This is a genomic window from Zhouia spongiae (assembly GCF_022760175.1).
Lineage (GTDB): Bacteria > Bacteroidota > Bacteroidia > Flavobacteriales > Flavobacteriaceae > Zhouia > Zhouia spongiae.
In genome coordinates this window covers 900,681-918,158 of record NZ_CP094326.1, presented here as the reverse complement: position 1 = coordinate 918,158, position 17,478 = coordinate 900,681, and the positions used below count along the sequence as shown (strand labels likewise).

Sequence of the window (17,478 nt, the reverse complement as noted above, 5' to 3'; positions counted from 1 at the left end):
AAAAATTAAGCGTGTGAAATCATTAAGTACTTCGGATAAAGAACAAATAAAAGAATATGGTGTTGCAATCGGTAAGATTGAAGACCAGTTGCAGACATTTGCAGAAGGAATCCCGTTTGTAAACTTAATATCAAGTGCAACCATAGGGAACGGTATAAAACAGCTTAATGATAAAAAAAGAGAACTGTACATCCGGAAGTTTGAACAGTCGAAAAACGATTTGAGGTTGTTGAAGTTTGTGCCGGCTTCCGGAGCTGCAACCCGGATGTTTAAGGAGCTTTTTAAGTTCTTAAAAGAATTTGATCCCTATGACGAATCTGTAAATGCATATATAAACAGGACAGGTTCTTCAATGGTAAGTACTTTTTTTATAGGTGTAGAGAAATTTCCGTTTTATGAAGAAGTGATGAAGGGAGTGCTGGGTAAACATACCGGCTATAGTTCACTTACGGACGACCTGCAAAAGTATTATTTTGTGAAAGAGATGTTACAGGACAGCGGCCTGAACTATGGGGGATATCCTAAAGGATTGATTCCTTTTCATAAATATGAATCTGAGAACATGACTGCTTTTGAAGAGCATCTGTATGAAGCTGCTTTGTATGCAGCTTCTAAAGGAGAGGCTTATCTGCACTTTACGATATCGGAGGATCATGCTCATAAATTTGATGAAGAATTTGAAAGAATAGAAAAAAAGGTAGAAAAGGATACCGGGGTGTCTTTTTCGATTTCTTTTTCATACCAGAAGAAGTCTACTGACACGATAGCCGTAGATTTAAATAACAAACCGTTCAGGGAACCTGGTAATACTTTATTATTCAGGCCTGCGGGTCATGGAGCACTCATAGAAAACCTGAACGAACAGGAAGGCGATATTATTTTCATAAAAAATATAGATAATGTGGTTGTTGCCCGTTTGCGTGAGGAGATCGCAAAATATAAAAAAATGCTGGCCGGTTTGTTATTGGACATTCAGGAGAGGTCTTATGCTTTCAGGAGAGAACTGGATCAGCCGTCAATAGACAATTACAGAATTGAGATCATTAAAGAATTTATAGAAAATGAATTAAATGTAATGGTCAAAGCCGATTTCGATAAATACAAAGAAGTGTATCAGGTGGAATATCTAAAAGAAAAGTTAGACCGCCCTATCCGGGTTTGCGGAATGGTGAAGAATGAAGGAGAACCGGGAGGAGGACCTTTCTGGATTAAAGATGAAGACGGTAATATTTCCCTTCAGATTATAGAATCGGCACAGATAGATATTTCTAATAGCAAGCAAAATTCAATTTTAAAAACTTCTACGCATTTTAATCCTGTAGACCTGGTATGCAGTACCAAGAATTATAAAGGAGAAAAGTACGATCTTACCGGGTTCACAAACCCGAAGCAGGGTTTCATTACAGAAAAAACCAAAGACGGTAAATCATTGAAGGCATTAGAGCTACCAGGGTTGTGGAACGGAGCAATGGCCAACTGGAACACTATTTTTGTAGAGGTGCCTTTAATAACCTTTAATCCGGTTAAAACCGTTAACGACCTTTTAAAACCTCCTCATCAGTAAACAGTTAAGTGTGTAATTTTTATACAACTACACAGTCCGGTTACACATATTTACACATAAGGTACATGAATCCAGGAACAACTAACTAGCTGAAATAAAGCACGTTAGTTGTTTTTTTTGTGCTTCCCGGTTATTTGGAACAACTTTTTCACTATTACTAGCGAAATCAAAAATTAATAACATTAAAAATTAGAAGTTATGAAAAAAGTTGTTTTAACATTAGCAATAGTTTTAGGCGGTTTAACTGCATTCGCTGCAACTCCGGTATTAGTTCAGCACAATACCGAGGTAGTAGCTCAGGAAGAATTTAAAGAGATTGAAATATCTAAACTTCCGACAGCAGTTGCAGAAGCGGTGCAAAAAGATTTTGCGGGAGCTAAAATTGAGAAAGCTTATGTAAATGATAAAGAAGAATATAAGCTGGAGATCAGTAAGGACGATGCTACAAAAACCTTGTATGCCGATAAAGAGGGTAACTGGATTAAAAAATAGTATCCCTCTTTAAATCCCCCAAACTTATATTTAACCACAAATTTTTTAAAAAAAAAAGCAATGATGAAAAAGTTAGCAGTTGTTACGGCAATCACGTTGGGGAGTTTCTCAACTTTTGCAGCGACCCCGGTAATATTCCATGATGGAGTTATGGAAGATGTAATGAGAGCTCAGGAAGAATTTAAGGAGATCGAAGTGTCTAAACTTCCGGAAGCGGTTACAAAAGCAGTAAATAAGGATTACGCAGGTGCTACCATAGACAGGGCCTACGTGAATGAAAACGATGAATATAAACTGGTGGTGAGCCATAATGAGGCAAAGCTTACGCTCTATGCCGATAAAAATGGCAATTGGATTGAAAAGGAGTAATTTTAGGTTTATCTATCCATTTGTTGAAGGGGAGGTGTAATGATTACATCTCCCTTTCTTTTTTCTTTTTTAACATCTTTTTTGATATTATTTATCGTAAGTATATTGAATTCATGGGTGGTCGAATAACAAGACACCTTATCAAATGCTACAGAATTTTATGATATCAATACTGTTAGTTGAAGACGATATTAGTTTTTCAGTAATGCTTGAACGCTTTTTAAAAAGAAAGGATTTTCAGGTTGAAATTGCGCATTCTATAGAAAAGGCATTTACAAAGTTAAAGGCGGAAAAATACGATCTGATATTTACGGATTTAAGGTTGCCCGATGGAAGTGGTCTGGAATTGCTGGAAAAGATGAAAGAGACGGATCCTTCCCTGCCGATTATTATGATGACAGGCTATGCCGAGGTGCCTTCGGCAGTACAGGCTATGAAGCTGGGGGCTTTTGATTACATATCCAAGCCGTTTAATCAGGACGAGGTTCTCAACGTTATAAAGAATGCTGTAAAAGGAGAAGAAAATGAAGCGGTGGTTCCTAAGGTAATAAAGGAGAAGCCTGTAAGCAAAAATACTGAGGGTACGTCTTTTGTGGAAGGTATCAGCGCTGCATCCAAAAAATTAAATGAATTTATAAAACTGGTAGCACCTACCAACATGTCGGTATTGGTCACTGGTGAAAGCGGAACAGGAAAAGAAGTGGTAGCCAAGGCGATCCATATGAATAGCCATAGGAGCGATCAACCTTTTATCGCTGTCGATTGCGGGGCGATTCCGAAAGAAATAGCCGCAAGTGAATTTTTCGGGCATGTGAAGGGGTCTTTCACTGGAGCTGTAAATGATAAGTCCGGACATTTTGCAGCAGCTAACGGGGGTACCCTTTTTCTGGATGAAGTCGGAAATCTTTCTTACGAAAATCAGATTCAGCTTTTAAGGGCATTACAGGAACGAAAAATTAAACCTATCGGGAGTAATATTGAGATCGATGTAGATATACGATTGGTTACAGCTACCAATGAAGACCTCCAGAAAGCCGTAAACCGCGGTGATTTCAGGGAAGATCTGTACCATCGTCTGAATGAATTTTCAATTGGCGTTCCAAGCCTGTCTGACCGAAAAGAAGACCTGTTACTGTTTGCCGATTACTTTCTTGAACGGGCCAATGAACAGCTGAACAAAAATGTTATAGGGTTCAGCGACGAAACCATAACCTGCTTTCAAAAGTACAGATGGCCCGGAAACCTGCGGGAGTTTTCAAATGTGATAAAAAGAGCTGTGTTGCTGACACAAGCGGAATTCGTTCCTCCGGAGGTTTTGCCCGTAGAAATTAGTAATGCTGAAAAGAAAGTGATTGAATTTTCAACGAAAGAGCACGAAAGAGACCTGATTATAAGGGCACTAAAAGAGGCTTCCAATAATAAAACCCAGGCCGCAAAACTCTTGAGAATTACCCGGAAGACCCTGTACAACAAATTAAAGGAGTATGATATCAATTAATTATTTTATCCAGCTCATCTAGTACTGTTTGGACTTCCTGATGTAAAGATTCTAATTGTCTTTCAACTGTTTTTTCATGTCGGGAGTCTGTGTTTTCCAATGAATGTAAAATTGTTGTCACCCCATGTGCTTCAAGTTGCTTAAACATTGTCAGCATTTTATGGCTGATAGCCTTAATACGTTCAAAGTTTTGAGTATTCAGGGCAGTGTCAAGCAGGGTTAAGTTCTTTTTTGTATCCTGAACAAACACCTTTAAGATTTCTTTGAGTGAATCTTCATCAGGAACAAACGATTTTAAACTCCTAAGATCGATCGTGGGGTTCTTGCCTTGTCGATTCGCCGGGTTGTTATCGGGCTGTTGCTTTTTTTTGTGTCCTTTAACAAAAAAAGGAGCTATGTTTTGTATTAATTCATCCGATGTAAAAGGTTTAAATATAATTTCCGAAAATCCGTTGGATCTGTAGAAAGCCTTATCGATATCCTTCCTGCCGGTTATGGCAATTATAGGCTTGTCCGAACCAGTCAATAGTTCTTTTTTCAAAAGTTCAACAAACCGGAAACCATTCATTTTAGGCAATTGTATGTCAGTTATAATGAAGTCGAATTCCTTCTCTCTGATAAGTTCAATTGCTTCAGTACCATCTTTACAGGTGTATACGGTACAGTTGTTAGCAGAAAGGGTTTCTGCTATTAGGCTACGTAAGGTGTCGTCATCATCAATGACTATGGCCTTGAGGTTTAATTCAGAAAACGGAACAGCGAACCCTTCTTTACTGCCGGAAGTTTTCTCTTTATGGATATTGTCAGAAAACCTTATGGGAACAATCAGTTTAAAACAACTGCCTGTCCCGGCTTCACTTGTAAAGGTCAGGTCACCTTTTAATAATTGAGCCAGCTTTTTGGAGATCGCTAACCCGAGCCCGTAACCGTTTTTCTTTTTCTTTATATCCTCATCAACTTGAGTGAATTCGCTAAAAACCAGGTCTTGATTTTCCTCCCTGATGCCAATCCCTGTGTCTATAACCTCAACAGACAGGAGCGACTTGCCATATTTGGTATTCCTGTCGATGTATGCTTTGATTGTTACCGAACCTTTCTCGGTGAATTTATAAGCATTGCCTATTAAGTTGTGAAGTATCTGTTTTATTCTGTAGGGGTCGCTAATTATATTATTCTTCAGTGAAGTGTCGATTTCAAAGTGAAGATCTATCGGTTTGCTATTGTATTGCTGCCGGGTGTTTTGAGCACTTTCTCTGATAACCGCATCCAGATTAAAACTAACTTCTTCTAAAGCGATTTTTCCGGCCTCCAGTCTGGAATAGTCAAGTAAATCTTCGACCAGGCGATTCATGTACGCAGAAGAGTTCTTTATTTTGTTGATGTAATGGACGCTTTTTTTTTTGTTCTGTAGCGATTTTTGCAATAACTCTCCATAACCTACAATGGTACTCAGCGGCGATCTGAGGTCATGGCTAACCATGTTTACCAATTGTTCTCTGGTGTTGGCCAGTAACTGGGCCTTTTTAGTGGTTTTTTCCAGCTCTTTCCGATAACGTTGACTCTTCCAGAAGTCATTTAATATCAGAACAGAAAAAAGAATAATAAGTCCGATACCCGCTATAGCAGCCCATGTTATGATATCTTTACTTCTGTCGATAGCTGTTTTTCTTTGCAGGGATATCTCATTCGAATAAGCAATGACCTCTTCTTCAACCGCAGATAGTATCTTTCTGATTTGTTGGGAAATCAACAGGTCGTTGGCGATGAGTTTATTTTCCTGACGGACGATAGATGCTTGTTGTTTAGAAGAACTGGTTTGCAGCTCTTCTAAGGCTTTGGTTGAAGCTTTAAATACAGAATCCAGGGTTTTTTCATTAATGGTATTGCTGGTATCTTTTGGTGCATTTTCGTTTAAATAGGCAATGTATTTATCCAGGGCACCCTTGGTTCTGGAATCCAAATTTTCCGGATTGCTGACAAAATCTTTTATGGTAAGCCTTCCTAAAGAAGATTCCATAGAGCGAAGTTTGTCAAGGGTTCTTAAGATAATGGCTTCGGTGGTGTCTTGAGATTTTAGGGTTTTGAGGCTTTGTATATTGCTTTCTTTTTTGGAAATAAGGATTTTAATACTGTCGAGTAAGTATGTTTGATCTTTGGTGTTGAGCAAGAGGCTTAAAGAATCTATTTCAATATTCAAGCTATCGTTCATGGTTTTGTATTCATCAAAAGGTTCCCATGATTTAGATTGAATGGCTGTTCTGGCCAGGCCGTCATTTTCGTAAATCAGGCTCAAAACCTTACCCACATGTAAGATCTTATTCTGATCAGCTGCATTATCTTTTTGTAATTGCGTATATGCATCAATTTCCGCAAAAACGAAATGGCCTACTATAAATGAGAGTACTCCGAGTACAATATAGCTGATCAGAACCTTAAGAGTAATTTTACTTTTAGAAAAATCCATTTTCAAAATTAATCATCAACCAAATAAATATGATTATTTACGTTGAAAAAGAGTTGGTAGCACTTAGATAAACTCAAAAAAGTGTTAAAAAGTATTCGGGATGATAAAAAACAGCTGTCTATACGATTTTAAGCTTTATATCCTCGACAATTTCATTGATATGTTTATTAAGGATATAGACGATGTTTTTTAAGATGGTTTCTTCGTAGGTTTTAGTTGCTTCAAGTTGAGAGAGGATCGGAACCACTCGATAAGCTTCTATTTGTTTGAACATGCCCAGCATTTTGTGACTGGTTTCATTGATTCCTTCAATATCTTTGTCTATGACATATTGGGTTAGTAGTTCTGTATTTTTATGAGAGTCTTCTATAAAGATTGTCAGTACATTTTTTAATGATTCAGTGTCTGTAATATAACGTTCCAAAGTTTGAATGCTATAGTTTTCGTTGGCAGGGTTTAACGAAACGGGTTTAGTGGCTGCAGACCTTTTAACCTTATGGACAGGGAATAAGGCTTTTATAGTCTTAAGTAAAGTTTCAGGTGTAAAAGGTTTAAAGATTACTTCAGAAAATCCTTTTGAAAGATAGTACTCTTTGTCGAAATCTTTTCTTCCCGTAAGGGCAATTACAGGTTCTCCGCTATAACTGTCAATATTTTTTATGGCCTCCAGAATATCGAAGCCATTCATCTGCGGCAGTTGGATATCGGTTGTGATAAAGTCAAAAGGAAAACTTTCAATCGCCTTTAACGCCTCATCCCCGTTTTTAAAACTTTTAACTTTTATACCTGCGGTGTTAAAAATTTCTTCAATCAATATCCTTAGAGGGTCATCGTCTTCAATAACGATTGCCCGAAGGTCACTTTTTTTATTTTTAGTTAGTTTAACTGTCTTGTTATTTTTAAAAATAGACTCCGGAACGGTTGTTTCCGATAGTTCAACAGGAATTTTAACCGAGAAGATACTGCCGATATTTTTTTGACTGGTAAAAGTGAGTTCTCCGTTCAGAATATCAACCAGTTTTTTCGTAATGGAGAGTCCGAGTCCAAAACCATTTTGAGTGATACCGCTTTCTTCAATTTGAGTAAACTCATTAAAGATCAGTTCCTGCTTTTCTTTTTCGATCCCAACCCCCGAATCCTTAACAGTGATCAAGACTGCTTTTTCGAAAGTATCCTGATCAGAAATGGAGGCATTGACCTTCACAAAGCCATCTTCAGTATATTTAAATGCATTGCTGATAAGGTTGTTTAGAATCTGACGAATCCTATGTGAATCACTTATGATATTACGGTTTAGGGCATTATCTGTTATGACACTGAGGCTTATAGGTTTGTTACTATGTTGCTGTTGTACGCTTTGGCTGATCTCGTTTATTACGGCAGCAAGGTTAAAGTCATCTTTTTTGGGCTTTATTTTTCCGGCATCCAGCTTGGTATAGTCCAAAAGATCTTCTACGAGCCTGGTCATATAGCTTGAAGCACCCTTTATTTTATCGACATAAGAATCTCGTTTTGATTTTGTTGTGGCTGTTTTTAAAAGATCACTATATCCAAGAATATTGCTTAGCGGGGATCTCAGGTCGTGACTCACCATCTTAATAAGGTGTTCACGGCTTTTCAGTAGTGTCTTGGTGTAGTTGTTCGATAGCTCCAGTTCTTTTTTGAACTTTTGAATTTTCAGGAAATCGTTTAAAATGATTACGGTAAATAAAACAACCAGGATGGCTCCGATGACGGAGGCGACAGCAAAGACATCCTGACTTTTTTCCATGGCGATCTCACGCGAGGTATTTACTTTCTTCGCATGTTGCAGAGCATCTGATTCCACTTCAGACAAGATTCGTTGGATCTGACGGGAGATCATCAGGTCATTGGCTATTAACTTTCGTTCCTGGAAAGAAACTGAAGACAACTGATCACTGGAGCTTTGCTTTAATTCTTTTAATATTTTGGTAGAGGCATTAAGGATAGAGTTAACTGTCTCCCTGTTAATATTGCCGTTCCTTGAAGAGGTATTGTTCAGGTTGGCAATATATTTTTCTAATGCCTTTCGTGTTTCCGGATATAAAGAGCTGGGATTAGGGACAAAGTCATTAAGAGTGTATTTGCCTGTCGAAGTCCCCATTTTATTTAACCGTTGTATGGCATTATCAATAGATTCATTGGTTTCATTGGCCGATTTTAACGTCTTTAGGGCGAGTATATTCTCCCCTTTTTGCGCGATAAGTGTTTTTACACTGTCTAATAATTGGACTTGCTGTTTTGAATGAAGTAATATTTTTAAAGAATCGATCCCGGCGGATAGCTGATCGTTCTTTGCCAGATACTCATTATACGAATCTTGAGAACCATCCTGAATAGCTTGCCTGGCCATACTTTCGTTCTCGTACATCAAGCTTAAGACGTGCCCTACCCTGAAAACCTTATTCTGGTCGGCGGCATTGTTCTTCTGCAACCGTAAATAGTCTTGAAATTCACTATAGATGATGACACCAACGGCAAACGAAAGCAGACAGAGGAGAATATAACTGATAAAGACCTTTAGGCTTATCTTACTTTTTAAAAAATTCATATTGCCGGTTCATAAATAGGTTCATCTGACAAATCTGAAAAACGGGGCGGTCTTTCGATTTAAGTTTTTAACTTTGCAGCATCTCATAAGGGGGTGCTTATATCTTTTTTATATAAAGAAAGACTAGCTGAGATCATACCCGTTGAACCTGGAACAGATAATGCTGTTTAGGAACAAAACACTGCATTAAGGAACACTTGTTAAAAGTTTGTTTTCTTAAAAGTAGTACAGAAATTTATTATTTACAAGAAAAAATGTAATCAAATCGTTTCTTAACTTAAGAATAATCCCCTTTTATTCGTAAAACTTTATGAATGAAACAGTGTGCTAGTTACGTTATGTTATTTTTTTTGAGTGTTACTTTCGCTAACGCTCAGGCTGAAAAAAAGAAAGATTCTATCGGAGAAAAGGAAGTGCCGATAGCACTAGATGAAGTGTTGGTATCGGCTGTTCGGGTCACCTCGGAAGTCCCTGTCACATTCTCCAACTTAAACAAAAAAGACATTAAGAAAAGGAATCTTGGACAGGATATCCCATCACTGATGAATTACCTGCCGTCGGTTGTAACCACTTCAGATGCCGGGGCAGGAGTGGGTTATACAGGCATCAGGGTGAGGGGTAGCGACGCTACCCGTGTAAACGTTACCATTAACGGGATTCCGTATAATGATGCGGAATCCCAGGGTACTTTTTGGGTCAATATGCCTGATTTTGCCTCGTCGACCGAAAATTTACAACTACAAAGAGGGGTTGGAACATCGACAAACGGAGCAGGTGCCTTTGGAGCCAGTTTAAACGTATTAACAGATGCTGTTTCTGAAGATGCTTATGGCGAGTTGTCTAATTCTTATGGAAGCTTTAATACGAGGAAGCATACTGTTAAATTCAGTACCGGACTGTTGAATGATCATATTGAGATTTCCGGACGTTTATCGGCTGTAGCTTCTGATGGTTATATCGATAGGGCCGAATCTGACCTGAAGTCATATTTTCTGCAAGGAGCTTACGTAAACGACCGAACCCTTATAAAAGCATTGGTGTTTGGCGGGCATGAAGTTACCTATCAGGCATGGAATGGCATAGATCCGTCTTATTTGGCAAGTGTCGGATTGAATGAAAATATGCTGGAAGAAAACAGACGTTTTAATTCAGCAGGATTGTATTTTGATGAAGATAACAATGTCAGGTTTTACGATAATGAAGTAGATGATTATAAACAAGACCACACCCAATTACACTGGAATGAAAAATGGGACAGCAACTGGAGCACCAATTTGGCATTGCATTATACCTATGGCAGAGGTTATTTCGAACAGTATAAAGAAGACGAATCTTTCGAGGATTACAACCTGGAACCCATTGCAACAGCCGATGGTGAAATTAATACTACCGACCTCATCAGGAGAAGATGGTTAGACAATGATTTTTACGGAACCACTTTTTCTGCCAACTATCAAAACAACGGCGTTGATTTGATCTTGGGAGGAGCATGGAATAAATATGAAGGCGATCATTTTGGTGAGGTTATTTGGGCCAAATATGCATCGAATAGTGAAATACGCGATCGTTATTATGACGATAGCTCTGTGAAAACAGATTTGAATGTATACGGAAAAGCCAGTTTTATGCTTACCGGTGAGCTTAGCTTTTATAGTGATTTGCAATACAGAAGGGTTACGTACAAAGCTAATGGAGATGAAACAGGATTAGTAAACGATGATTTTGATTTTTTTAACCCGAAGGCTGGTGTGACTTATAACCTTGATCATGCCAACGATCTGTATTTTTCATATGCGAGAGCACACAGGGAGCCTAACAGGAATGATTATGAGAATGGAAATCCCAGACCGGAAAAGCTGAATGATTTTGAATTGGGGTGGAGACACAAATCGGCAGGGGTTAAATGGAACCTGAATGCTTATTATATGCGATATAAAGATCAACTGGTACTAACAGGAGCGCTTAATGATGTTGGTGCCCCGCTTCGAAAAAATATTGGAGATAGTTACAGACTGGGAGTCGAAGCCGATGCTACGATCGTATTGAACAGCAAATTCATCATTCGTCCGAATATAGCATTAAGTACGAACAAAAATGTCGACTTTTATTTTGAAAGAGATGGAGAACTGGCTGATCTGGGCAATACAAACATTGCTTATTCCCCCAACTTTGTGGGGTCTAACATATTTACATACATCCCTGTCAGTAATTTGCAGATATCGTTGCTTTCCAAGTATGTTTCCGAGCAGTACATGGGTAATATTGATGCCGTTGGGTCTAAGCTTTCAGGTTATTTCGTAAATGATTTTAATGTTCAGTATGAAATCCAGGCGAATTCATTTATCGACTCGATCGTACTAACGGGGTTGGTGAACAATATCTTCGACGAAAAGTATATTTCAAACGGATATTTTTATACCTATAACGACGACTGGAGTAATCCGGGTCAGGTAACAACCATAGAGGGAGCCGGGTATTATCCCCAGGCAGGAATAAACTTCCTTGTAGGGGCCACATTTAGGTTTTAGGGTTAGTAACCAGATGTGGCTGGAAGTTAAAAAAGGGCTGTCTAAAAAGGAATGAAAGTTATCAGTTCGAGCATTACTGAAATGAAAATATATTTTCATTGAAAGTGCCTGGCGAAGCTATCGAGGACCAATAGTAGTTGATTGTCAATAGGTTTCGACCACGCCCAACTTGATATTCAGTATTCAGAAAGACTTTTTAGACACCCCTTTTTATTTTGCTTCGTGCTTTTTTATGGCCGATATCATTGATGTAAAAGAGGCCGCCTGTCCTTGTTTTTTACGATGACTTTTCTTGTCGTAATATTCCTCCATGAAGTTTTTGGCAGAAGACCATATCGTTTGCAGTATGCCCTGATAATGATCTTTCATAATCCCGTTGGAGTTCTCCCGGAGCAGGTAGGTCATTTCCACCTGTTTTCTGGTCACCTCCGGATTACGCCAGGGGCATGTCAGGACATCAAAACCTTTCATGGCAAATAATGTAGCAGTCGGCAAAGCTTTTTCGTAATGCCAGTCGCAGATCATCACGGATGTGTCTATCAGGTCGACAGCCCGGGCAGTATTGTTCATGCTGGCTTCCCACATGCCGATACCGGTTGTTTTACCATCGATCAGCCGGTCTCCCCAAATCCACAGGCGGATGTTTTTATGAGAAAGATAGTTGCTTATCTTATTTACTTCGTCAGCAAATAGCTTGGCAGGATCTTTTCCGCTACACCGCTTACAATCCGGATGGGCCAGGTAGAATACTTCATCCATTCCGGCATGGAATGATGAAGCTTCAAAAGCTTCAATGATCTCATCAACCAAGGCGAATACAACTTTATGGACTTCTGGATGAAGCGGACAGTAGCTTTTGCAATAAAGCCCGTCTGCATTGGGCCATTCGTATGTTTTCGGGACTTTAATATTGGGTGTTTCATCAAATTCCGGGTAAACTTCCAGCAGTTTGTTCGTTTTTTCAGCCCAGGATTGATGTCCCAGCAAATTTATCTGGGGAATCAGGTTTATCTGATGTTTTTTACAAACATCAACTAATTTTCGAATGTCCGTTTGAGTGAGTGGATTGTCTCCCCTCAGCTCCGGCCTCGATTTGTAGGCGTAATTAAAATCTATCCTAAGGATCAGGGTGTTTATTCCGCCAGGGCCCAGTTCATTGTCGATGAACCTGACAAATTCATTTACATGATCTCTATGGGGTGCTGCAATGCAAAGACCTTTAACAGGAAGGATGTCCTGGCTGTAAGTATTTGTAAAAAGAATAAACGACAAACAAAAAAAGAGGTGCTTTATGGTTTTCAAAATTTCTGAGATTGATTAGTTACCCGATAACCGAGGTTTCATGCTCCGGCACTCGACCCTCTCGTGGGCTTGCCCCGAGGTGGTTTACTAAAGTAGTAACAATCAGCGACTTTCCAAAGGCTTGTCGGTAATTGATTTTAGTTAAATACGGTTATAATGTTTTCCTGAACAGTTACTTTGTAGATCAAAAGCTCATGTATTTTCCCTCCTGAGGGTGGCTCTGATAGTAAAGTGCCGTTCACTAAACTGTATTCATAGTCTTCACATGAACACTTACACATGTTTCCGTTAATAATGCTCATGGTAGAGCAGCTACTAGGAGAATGATTGGGACAGCTTGCCTCCCAGGCAAAAAACTGCCCAAAACCTGCGTTATAAACAAATACCCCTCTTATTCCGACCCCCTGGTTTCCTATATAGATGGCATTTCCGGGTGTTGCAAGACTTCCATATAAAGGAAGGTTGAGATTGACCTCGAATGAAAAACCGGCTTCGGGCAAGTACGGGTTTCGGTTGCCGGAATCACTACTGCAGGCCAGTATAAAAAGTGTAACCACAAGGAATATTATCTTTCTCATTTTCCAATTTTTTTTGCAAAATACGATAAAAACAAACTTCAATAAAATTTTGTATATTTGTCTAAATCCTCTTTGGAATGAAGGGGATTTTTTCTATTTATAAACGATGAAGTTATGAGTAACGTATCATATTACACAGCAGAAGGGTTAAAAAAATTAAAAGAAGAATTAGAGCACTTAAAAAGTGTTGAGCGTCCTAAAGCATCTCAGGCTATTGCCGATGCCAGGGATAAGGGAGATCTCTCTGAAAATGCCGAATACGATGCGGCAAAAGAAGCGCAGGGCCTTTTAGAAATGCGTATTTCTAAATTAGAAGAAACGGTTGCCAATGCCAGGCTTATAGATGAGAGTCAGCTGGATACCTCAAAAGTGTTGGTGCTTTCTACAGTTAGAATAAAAAATCAGGCTAATGGTATGGAAATGAAGTATACTTTGGTGGCTGAAAGTGAAGCTGATTTAAAAAGTGGTAAGATATCCGTAAGCTCTCCTATCGGTAAAGGCCTGTTGGGGAAAAAAGTAGGGGAGATTGCCGAAGTACAGGTTCCGAACGGGAAACTTAATTTTGAAATATTGGAAATAACCCGATAAAAAAACAGGCTCAGGCTTGAAAAATCCTTTCTGTTCAGGAAAGGATTTTTTAATTTTAACACACTTCAAAAATCAATAGAATGGCTACAATATTTACAAAGATCATAAATGGGGAAATACCATGCCACAAGGTGGCTGAAGACGAAAAATTTTTAGCATTCCTGGATATAAACCCCAATGCAAAGGGGCATACACTGTGTATCCCTAAAAAGGAAGTGGATAAGATTTTCGATCTCGATGAGGAAACATATATAGAATTAATGGCTTTTTCGAGAAAGGTTGCAAAGGCGATTGAAAAGGTAATAGATTGTAAGCGGGTCGGGATGACGGTTATCGGGCTGGAAGTACCTCATGTACACGTGCATCTGATTCCATTGAATGAAATGAAAAATGCTACTTTCCAAGACAAAGCAAGTATGAGTCCGGATGAGTTTGTCAGGACAGCTTCCGAGATAAGCGCCGCTATTGAAGGTTAACTGCCTGCTGAGGCCAGAAAATGAGGAGTCCTGCAATTAGTAAAACAATAAAGATGATCAGGAATAATCCCAGTTTGGTCAGTTTTAAAGAAGGCTCCGGAGTTAATGTCTTAAGATAGAAGTTATATACACGTTCTATGTCTTCCGTCCATTTAACAGGATAAATCGTTTGTTTGCATTTTTGACAAAGGATGGAATGCCCTGTTTGCTTAGATACCTTTTCGTAAATACTGTTTTTAACACGTTTCTGGTAAAAGGTTAAAATCATGGCATCCTGGGCATAACATTCAGGACAGTTATTGGCTAATGTAAATTGGTTAAGTTTCTTTTTACTTGGTTCCATTAGTGTTTAGTTATGTTCTTTTTTTAAAACTATTTGAATGGTAGAGCCTCTGTCGGTCTCCGAAGATAAAACCCTGACCTTGCCCTTGTGGTAGTCTTCTATAATTCGTTTTACCAGTGAGAGTCCTAATCCCCAACCTCTTTTTTTAGTGGTAAACCCGGGCTCAAATATTTTAGTAAATAAATGTTTGGGAATGCCTTTTCCGGTATCTGTGATATTGATCTTTACACTGTTTTTGTCATCAGCGACTTCAATGGTCAGCAATCCCCTTCCCTTCATGGCATCAATAGCATTTTTCACAAGATTCTCAATGGTCCAGCTGAAAAGTTGGAGATTCACCAGGGAAATTAATTCTTTATCCGGAGCCTTAAACTGAAATTCGATTAAATCGGAGCTACGTGCTTTTAGGTAGTCGTAACTTTTTTTAGTGGCCTCCACAATATCTAAAAGCTCTAAATCAGGAACGGAACCTATTTTGGAAAATCTCTCGGTGATCGTATGTAGTCTGCTGATGTCTTTTTCTATCTCGGTTATGATAGTGGGGTCTACATTTTCGTTTTTCAGGAATTCAGTCCACCCGAGCAAAGATGAAAGAGGAGTTCCTATCTGGTGGGCGGTTTCTTTTGCCATGCCGGCCCAAAGCTTATTTTGTTCCGACATTTTATTGGTTTTATAATAAAAATATACAACCGTTCCGAAAAGGAAGAATACCAGTAAAAGTGCTATAGGGTAATATTTAAGCTTTCTTAGAAGGTCTGAATTTCCGTAATAAAGAGTTCCCATAAACTTATCTTTATAGGAGATCCTTATGGAGATGTTCTCTTGTCCGAATTCATTGATTTTTCTTTGAAGGTATAGCGTGTCCTTAGACTTTTCAGAATCGAGATTCCGCGGTTCCATTTCCCCGTCGGCCTTGAGGTATATCATGGGGGTGGAGTTGTTACTCCTCAGTACTTCCAGGGTAAGATTGCCTAAATCTTTATTCAGGTCTTCAGTTTGAATAAATTCTGCATAAGCGGCAGCCCAGACCCTCATTTTAGCTTCTTCCTCCTCCTTAAACCGTTGAAAGAATATATAGGTATTCCATAAAATCAACGACGTAATAATAAACGAAGCTGCAATCAATATCCAGCGAGTTGTACTTTTTTGATCGCTATAATCCATATACGTAAAAAACTTTACAACATAAATATAAAGTAAAACGGTTAAATTTATTGTTTTGCCGGATCAAACATTTTTCAGGCTCTGGCAGATTGGCTATTTTTGCTGAAAATTACGCACATGCTATCAATCAATCCTAAAGATACCCCTACGGCTCAATTACATGGTTATATGCTGGGAGCAGTTGCTCCGAGGCCAATTGCTTTTGCCAGTACAATAGATGCTGATGGCCGTCCTAATTTATCACCTTTTAGCTTTTTTAATGTATTCAGTTCCAACCCTCCGGTAATGATTGTATCGCCAAACAGGAGAGTGCGGGATAATACGACCAAACATACTTTCGAAAATGCAAAGGAAACCCGTGAAATGGTTATCAACGTGGTTAATTTCGATATTGTACAGCAGATGTCGCTATCAAGTACCGAATATCCTGAAGGGGTTAATGAATTTGAAAAAGCAGGGTTAACAATGCTTCCTTCCGATGAGGTGAAGCCTTTCAGGGTAGCTGAGTCGCCGGTACAGTTTGAATGTAAGATCAGGGAGATTATTGAATTAGGAGCTGAAGGAGGCGCAGGAAACCTGATCTTATGTGAAGTGGTTAAGTTACATATAAATGAGCAGGTATTGAATGCAGAAGGTAAAATAGATCAGTATAAAATAGATTTGGTGAGTAGGTTAGGGGGAAATTGGTATGGCAGCTTACGGGAAGGGCTTTTTGAAGTGCCTAAGCCTTTATCGACCCTGGGGATAGGCGTCGACCAGTTGCCTGAACAAATAAGACTGAGTAAGGTGCTTACGGGAAATGATCTTGGGAAACTGGGGAATGTAGAAGTCCTGCCTTCAAATGAGGAAATAAAGGCCTTTATAACTGCTACTCCAGAATTAAATGGTACCTTGGATAAGATGACAGAAGAAGACCTTCATAAGCGGTCTCAGGAATATTTAAATAAAAACGATGTGCTTTCTGCATGGAAAGTGTTACTTGCAAAATAACAGATATAATGGAAATACAAGGAAGAATTAAAATGATTGACGAAACTAAGACCTTTGGAAATAACGGTTTTAGAAAAAGAGAATTGGTTGTTACCACAGAAGAACAATATCCACAACACATTATGGTTGAATTTGTGCAGGATAAAACCGATCTGCTCAATAGCTTCAATGTAGGACAAATGGTAAAAGTAAGTATAAACCTGAGAGGAAGGGAATGGGTGAACCCACAAGGCGAAACCAAGTATTTTAATTCGATTCAGGGATGGAGAATAGAGAATATAGAGCAGCAGCAACAAGCTCCGGATCTTCCTCCTGTGCCGCCGGCAGATGCTTTTGAGCCCGCGAATGATTTTAAAGAAGAAGATTTCGACGATCTTCCTTTCTAATGTAAAGGAAGTAAACTACCTCGGGGCAAGCCCAATGAAATTCCGTCAGGACTATTTCATAAGGGCAAGCGTCGGAGCATTTAAATCTCGATGATCGAGTAAATAAACAAAAGAGACCATCTAAAAGGCTTTTTTTACAACCTGAACCCGTTTCAGAATGTCGC

At 39.0% G+C, this 17,478-nt stretch carries 15 protein-coding genes; 9 read left to right on the top strand and 6 right to left on the bottom strand.

The features are described 5' to 3' along the window. Positions 1-13: 13 nt before the first annotated feature. From MQE36_RS04040 to MQE36_RS04025, 4 genes are all read left to right on the top strand, one after another. Positions 14-1,564: a DUF4301 family protein gene (locus MQE36_RS04040; RefSeq protein ID WP_242937892.1), complete on the top strand. Its 1,551-nt coding sequence runs from the start codon at positions 14-16 to the stop codon at positions 1,562-1,564. Positions 1,565-1,762: 198 nt separating this feature from the next. After that, complete coding sequence (locus tag MQE36_RS04035) at positions 1,763-2,056, top strand: hypothetical protein (protein WP_242937891.1); 294 nt, start codon at positions 1,763-1,765, stop codon at positions 2,054-2,056. A 60-nt stretch (positions 2,057-2,116) separates the two neighbouring features. Beyond that, a complete protein-coding gene (locus MQE36_RS04030; RefSeq protein WP_242937890.1) occupies positions 2,117-2,425 on the top strand; it encodes a hypothetical protein in 309 nt (102 codons plus the stop codon). A gap of 160 nt (positions 2,426-2,585) precedes the next feature. After that, positions 2,586-3,923: a sigma-54-dependent transcriptional regulator gene (locus tag MQE36_RS04025; RefSeq protein WP_242937889.1), complete on the top strand. Its 1,338-nt coding sequence runs from the start codon at positions 2,586-2,588 to the stop codon at positions 3,921-3,923. Here MQE36_RS04025 and MQE36_RS04020 read toward each other — a convergent pair. Continuing rightward, positions 3,916-6,387 carry a hybrid sensor histidine kinase/response regulator gene (locus tag MQE36_RS04020; protein WP_242937888.1) on the bottom strand — a complete coding sequence of 824 codons (2,472 nt, stop codon included), beginning with the start codon at positions 6,385-6,387 and terminating at the stop codon, positions 3,916-3,918. The two genes, MQE36_RS04025 and MQE36_RS04020, sit on opposite strands and share 8 nt — an antisense overlap. A 118-nt stretch (positions 6,388-6,505) precedes the next feature. Continuing rightward, positions 6,506-8,959, bottom strand: coding sequence for a hybrid sensor histidine kinase/response regulator (locus MQE36_RS04015; RefSeq protein WP_242937887.1), 2,454 nt, complete (start codon positions 8,957-8,959; stop codon positions 6,506-6,508). A 314-nt stretch (positions 8,960-9,273) separates the two neighbouring features. Here MQE36_RS04015 and MQE36_RS04010 point away from each other — a divergent pair, with 314 nt between their 5' ends. Continuing rightward, positions 9,274-11,487: a TonB-dependent receptor gene (locus tag MQE36_RS04010; RefSeq protein WP_242937886.1), complete on the top strand. Its 2,214-nt coding sequence runs from the start codon at positions 9,274-9,276 to the stop codon at positions 11,485-11,487. 210 nt (positions 11,488-11,697) lie between these two features. On the opposite strand, the gene MQE36_RS04005 is transcribed toward MQE36_RS04010, so the two are convergent. Both MQE36_RS04005 and MQE36_RS04000 read right to left on the bottom strand, forming a co-directional pair. Next, the gene (locus MQE36_RS04005; RefSeq protein WP_242937885.1) at positions 11,698-12,789 is read right to left on the bottom strand and encodes a family 20 glycosylhydrolase; all 1,092 of its coding nucleotides are present in this window, start codon (positions 12,787-12,789) and stop codon (positions 11,698-11,700) included. A 137-nt stretch (positions 12,790-12,926) separates the two neighbouring features. Then, entirely contained in the window at positions 12,927-13,367 is a 441-nt protein-coding gene (locus MQE36_RS04000) for a Rieske (2Fe-2S) protein (protein ID WP_242937884.1), read from the bottom strand. 114 nt (positions 13,368-13,481) lie between these two features. On the opposite strand from MQE36_RS04000, the gene greA reads away from it, so the two are divergent. Beyond that, positions 13,482-13,955 (top strand): transcription elongation factor GreA, encoded by a 474-nt coding sequence (gene greA, locus MQE36_RS03995; RefSeq protein WP_242937883.1) that lies wholly within the window; start codon positions 13,482-13,484, stop codon positions 13,953-13,955. Positions 13,956-14,035: 80 nt separating this feature from the next. Beyond that, positions 14,036-14,431: an HIT family protein gene (locus tag MQE36_RS03990; RefSeq protein WP_242937882.1), complete on the top strand. Its 396-nt coding sequence runs from the start codon at positions 14,036-14,038 to the stop codon at positions 14,429-14,431. On the opposite strand, the gene MQE36_RS03985 is transcribed toward MQE36_RS03990, so the two are convergent. Both MQE36_RS03985 and MQE36_RS03980 read right to left on the bottom strand, forming a co-directional pair. Further along, positions 14,418-14,774: a hypothetical protein gene (locus MQE36_RS03985; protein ID WP_242937881.1), complete on the bottom strand. Its 357-nt coding sequence runs from the start codon at positions 14,772-14,774 to the stop codon at positions 14,418-14,420. The genes MQE36_RS03990 and MQE36_RS03985 overlap by 14 nt on opposite strands. Positions 14,775-14,780: 6 nt before the next feature. Next, positions 14,781-15,938: a sensor histidine kinase gene (locus MQE36_RS03980; protein ID WP_242937880.1), complete on the bottom strand. Its 1,158-nt coding sequence runs from the start codon at positions 15,936-15,938 to the stop codon at positions 14,781-14,783. Between the two features lie 117 nt (positions 15,939-16,055). Here MQE36_RS03980 and MQE36_RS03975 point away from each other — a divergent pair, with 117 nt between their 5' ends. Further along, a complete protein-coding gene (locus tag MQE36_RS03975) occupies positions 16,056-16,928 on the top strand; it encodes a flavin reductase family protein (protein ID WP_242937879.1) in 873 nt (290 codons plus the stop codon). A gap of 8 nt (positions 16,929-16,936) precedes the next feature. Continuing rightward, complete coding sequence (locus MQE36_RS03970; RefSeq protein WP_242937878.1) at positions 16,937-17,314, top strand: DUF3127 domain-containing protein; 378 nt, start codon at positions 16,937-16,939, stop codon at positions 17,312-17,314. The last annotated feature ends 164 nt before the right edge of the window (positions 17,315-17,478 follow it).

Coding starts and splice junctions, on each gene's coding strand:
- MQE36_RS04035 (WP_242937891.1), top strand. CDS start 1,763: ATGAAAAAAGTTGTTTTAACATTAGCAATAGTTTTAGGCGGTTTAACT.
- MQE36_RS04030 (WP_242937890.1), top strand. CDS start 2,117: ATGATGAAAAAGTTAGCAGTTGTTACGGCAATCACGTTGGGGAGTTTC.
- MQE36_RS04025 (WP_242937889.1), top strand. CDS start 2,586: ATGATATCAATACTGTTAGTTGAAGACGATATTAGTTTTTCAGTAATG.
- MQE36_RS04020 (WP_242937888.1), bottom strand. CDS start 6,387: ATGGATTTTTCTAAAAGTAAAATTACTCTTAAGGTTCTGATCAGCTAT.
- MQE36_RS04015 (WP_242937887.1), bottom strand. CDS start 8,959: ATGAATTTTTTAAAAAGTAAGATAAGCCTAAAGGTCTTTATCAGTTAT.
- MQE36_RS04010 (WP_242937886.1), top strand. CDS start 9,274: ATGAAACAGTGTGCTAGTTACGTTATGTTATTTTTTTTGAGTGTTACT.
- MQE36_RS04000 (WP_242937884.1), bottom strand. CDS start 13,367: ATGAGAAAGATAATATTCCTTGTGGTTACACTTTTTATACTGGCCTGC.
- greA (WP_242937883.1), top strand. CDS start 13,482: ATGAGTAACGTATCATATTACACAGCAGAAGGGTTAAAAAAATTAAAA.
- MQE36_RS03990 (WP_242937882.1), top strand. CDS start 14,036: ATGGCTACAATATTTACAAAGATCATAAATGGGGAAATACCATGCCAC.
- MQE36_RS03985 (WP_242937881.1), bottom strand. CDS start 14,774: ATGGAACCAAGTAAAAAGAAACTTAACCAATTTACATTAGCCAATAAC.
- MQE36_RS03980 (WP_242937880.1), bottom strand. CDS start 15,938: ATGGATTATAGCGATCAAAAAAGTACAACTCGCTGGATATTGATTGCA.
- MQE36_RS03975 (WP_242937879.1), top strand. CDS start 16,056: ATGCTATCAATCAATCCTAAAGATACCCCTACGGCTCAATTACATGGT.
- MQE36_RS03970 (WP_242937878.1), top strand. CDS start 16,937: ATGGAAATACAAGGAAGAATTAAAATGATTGACGAAACTAAGACCTTT.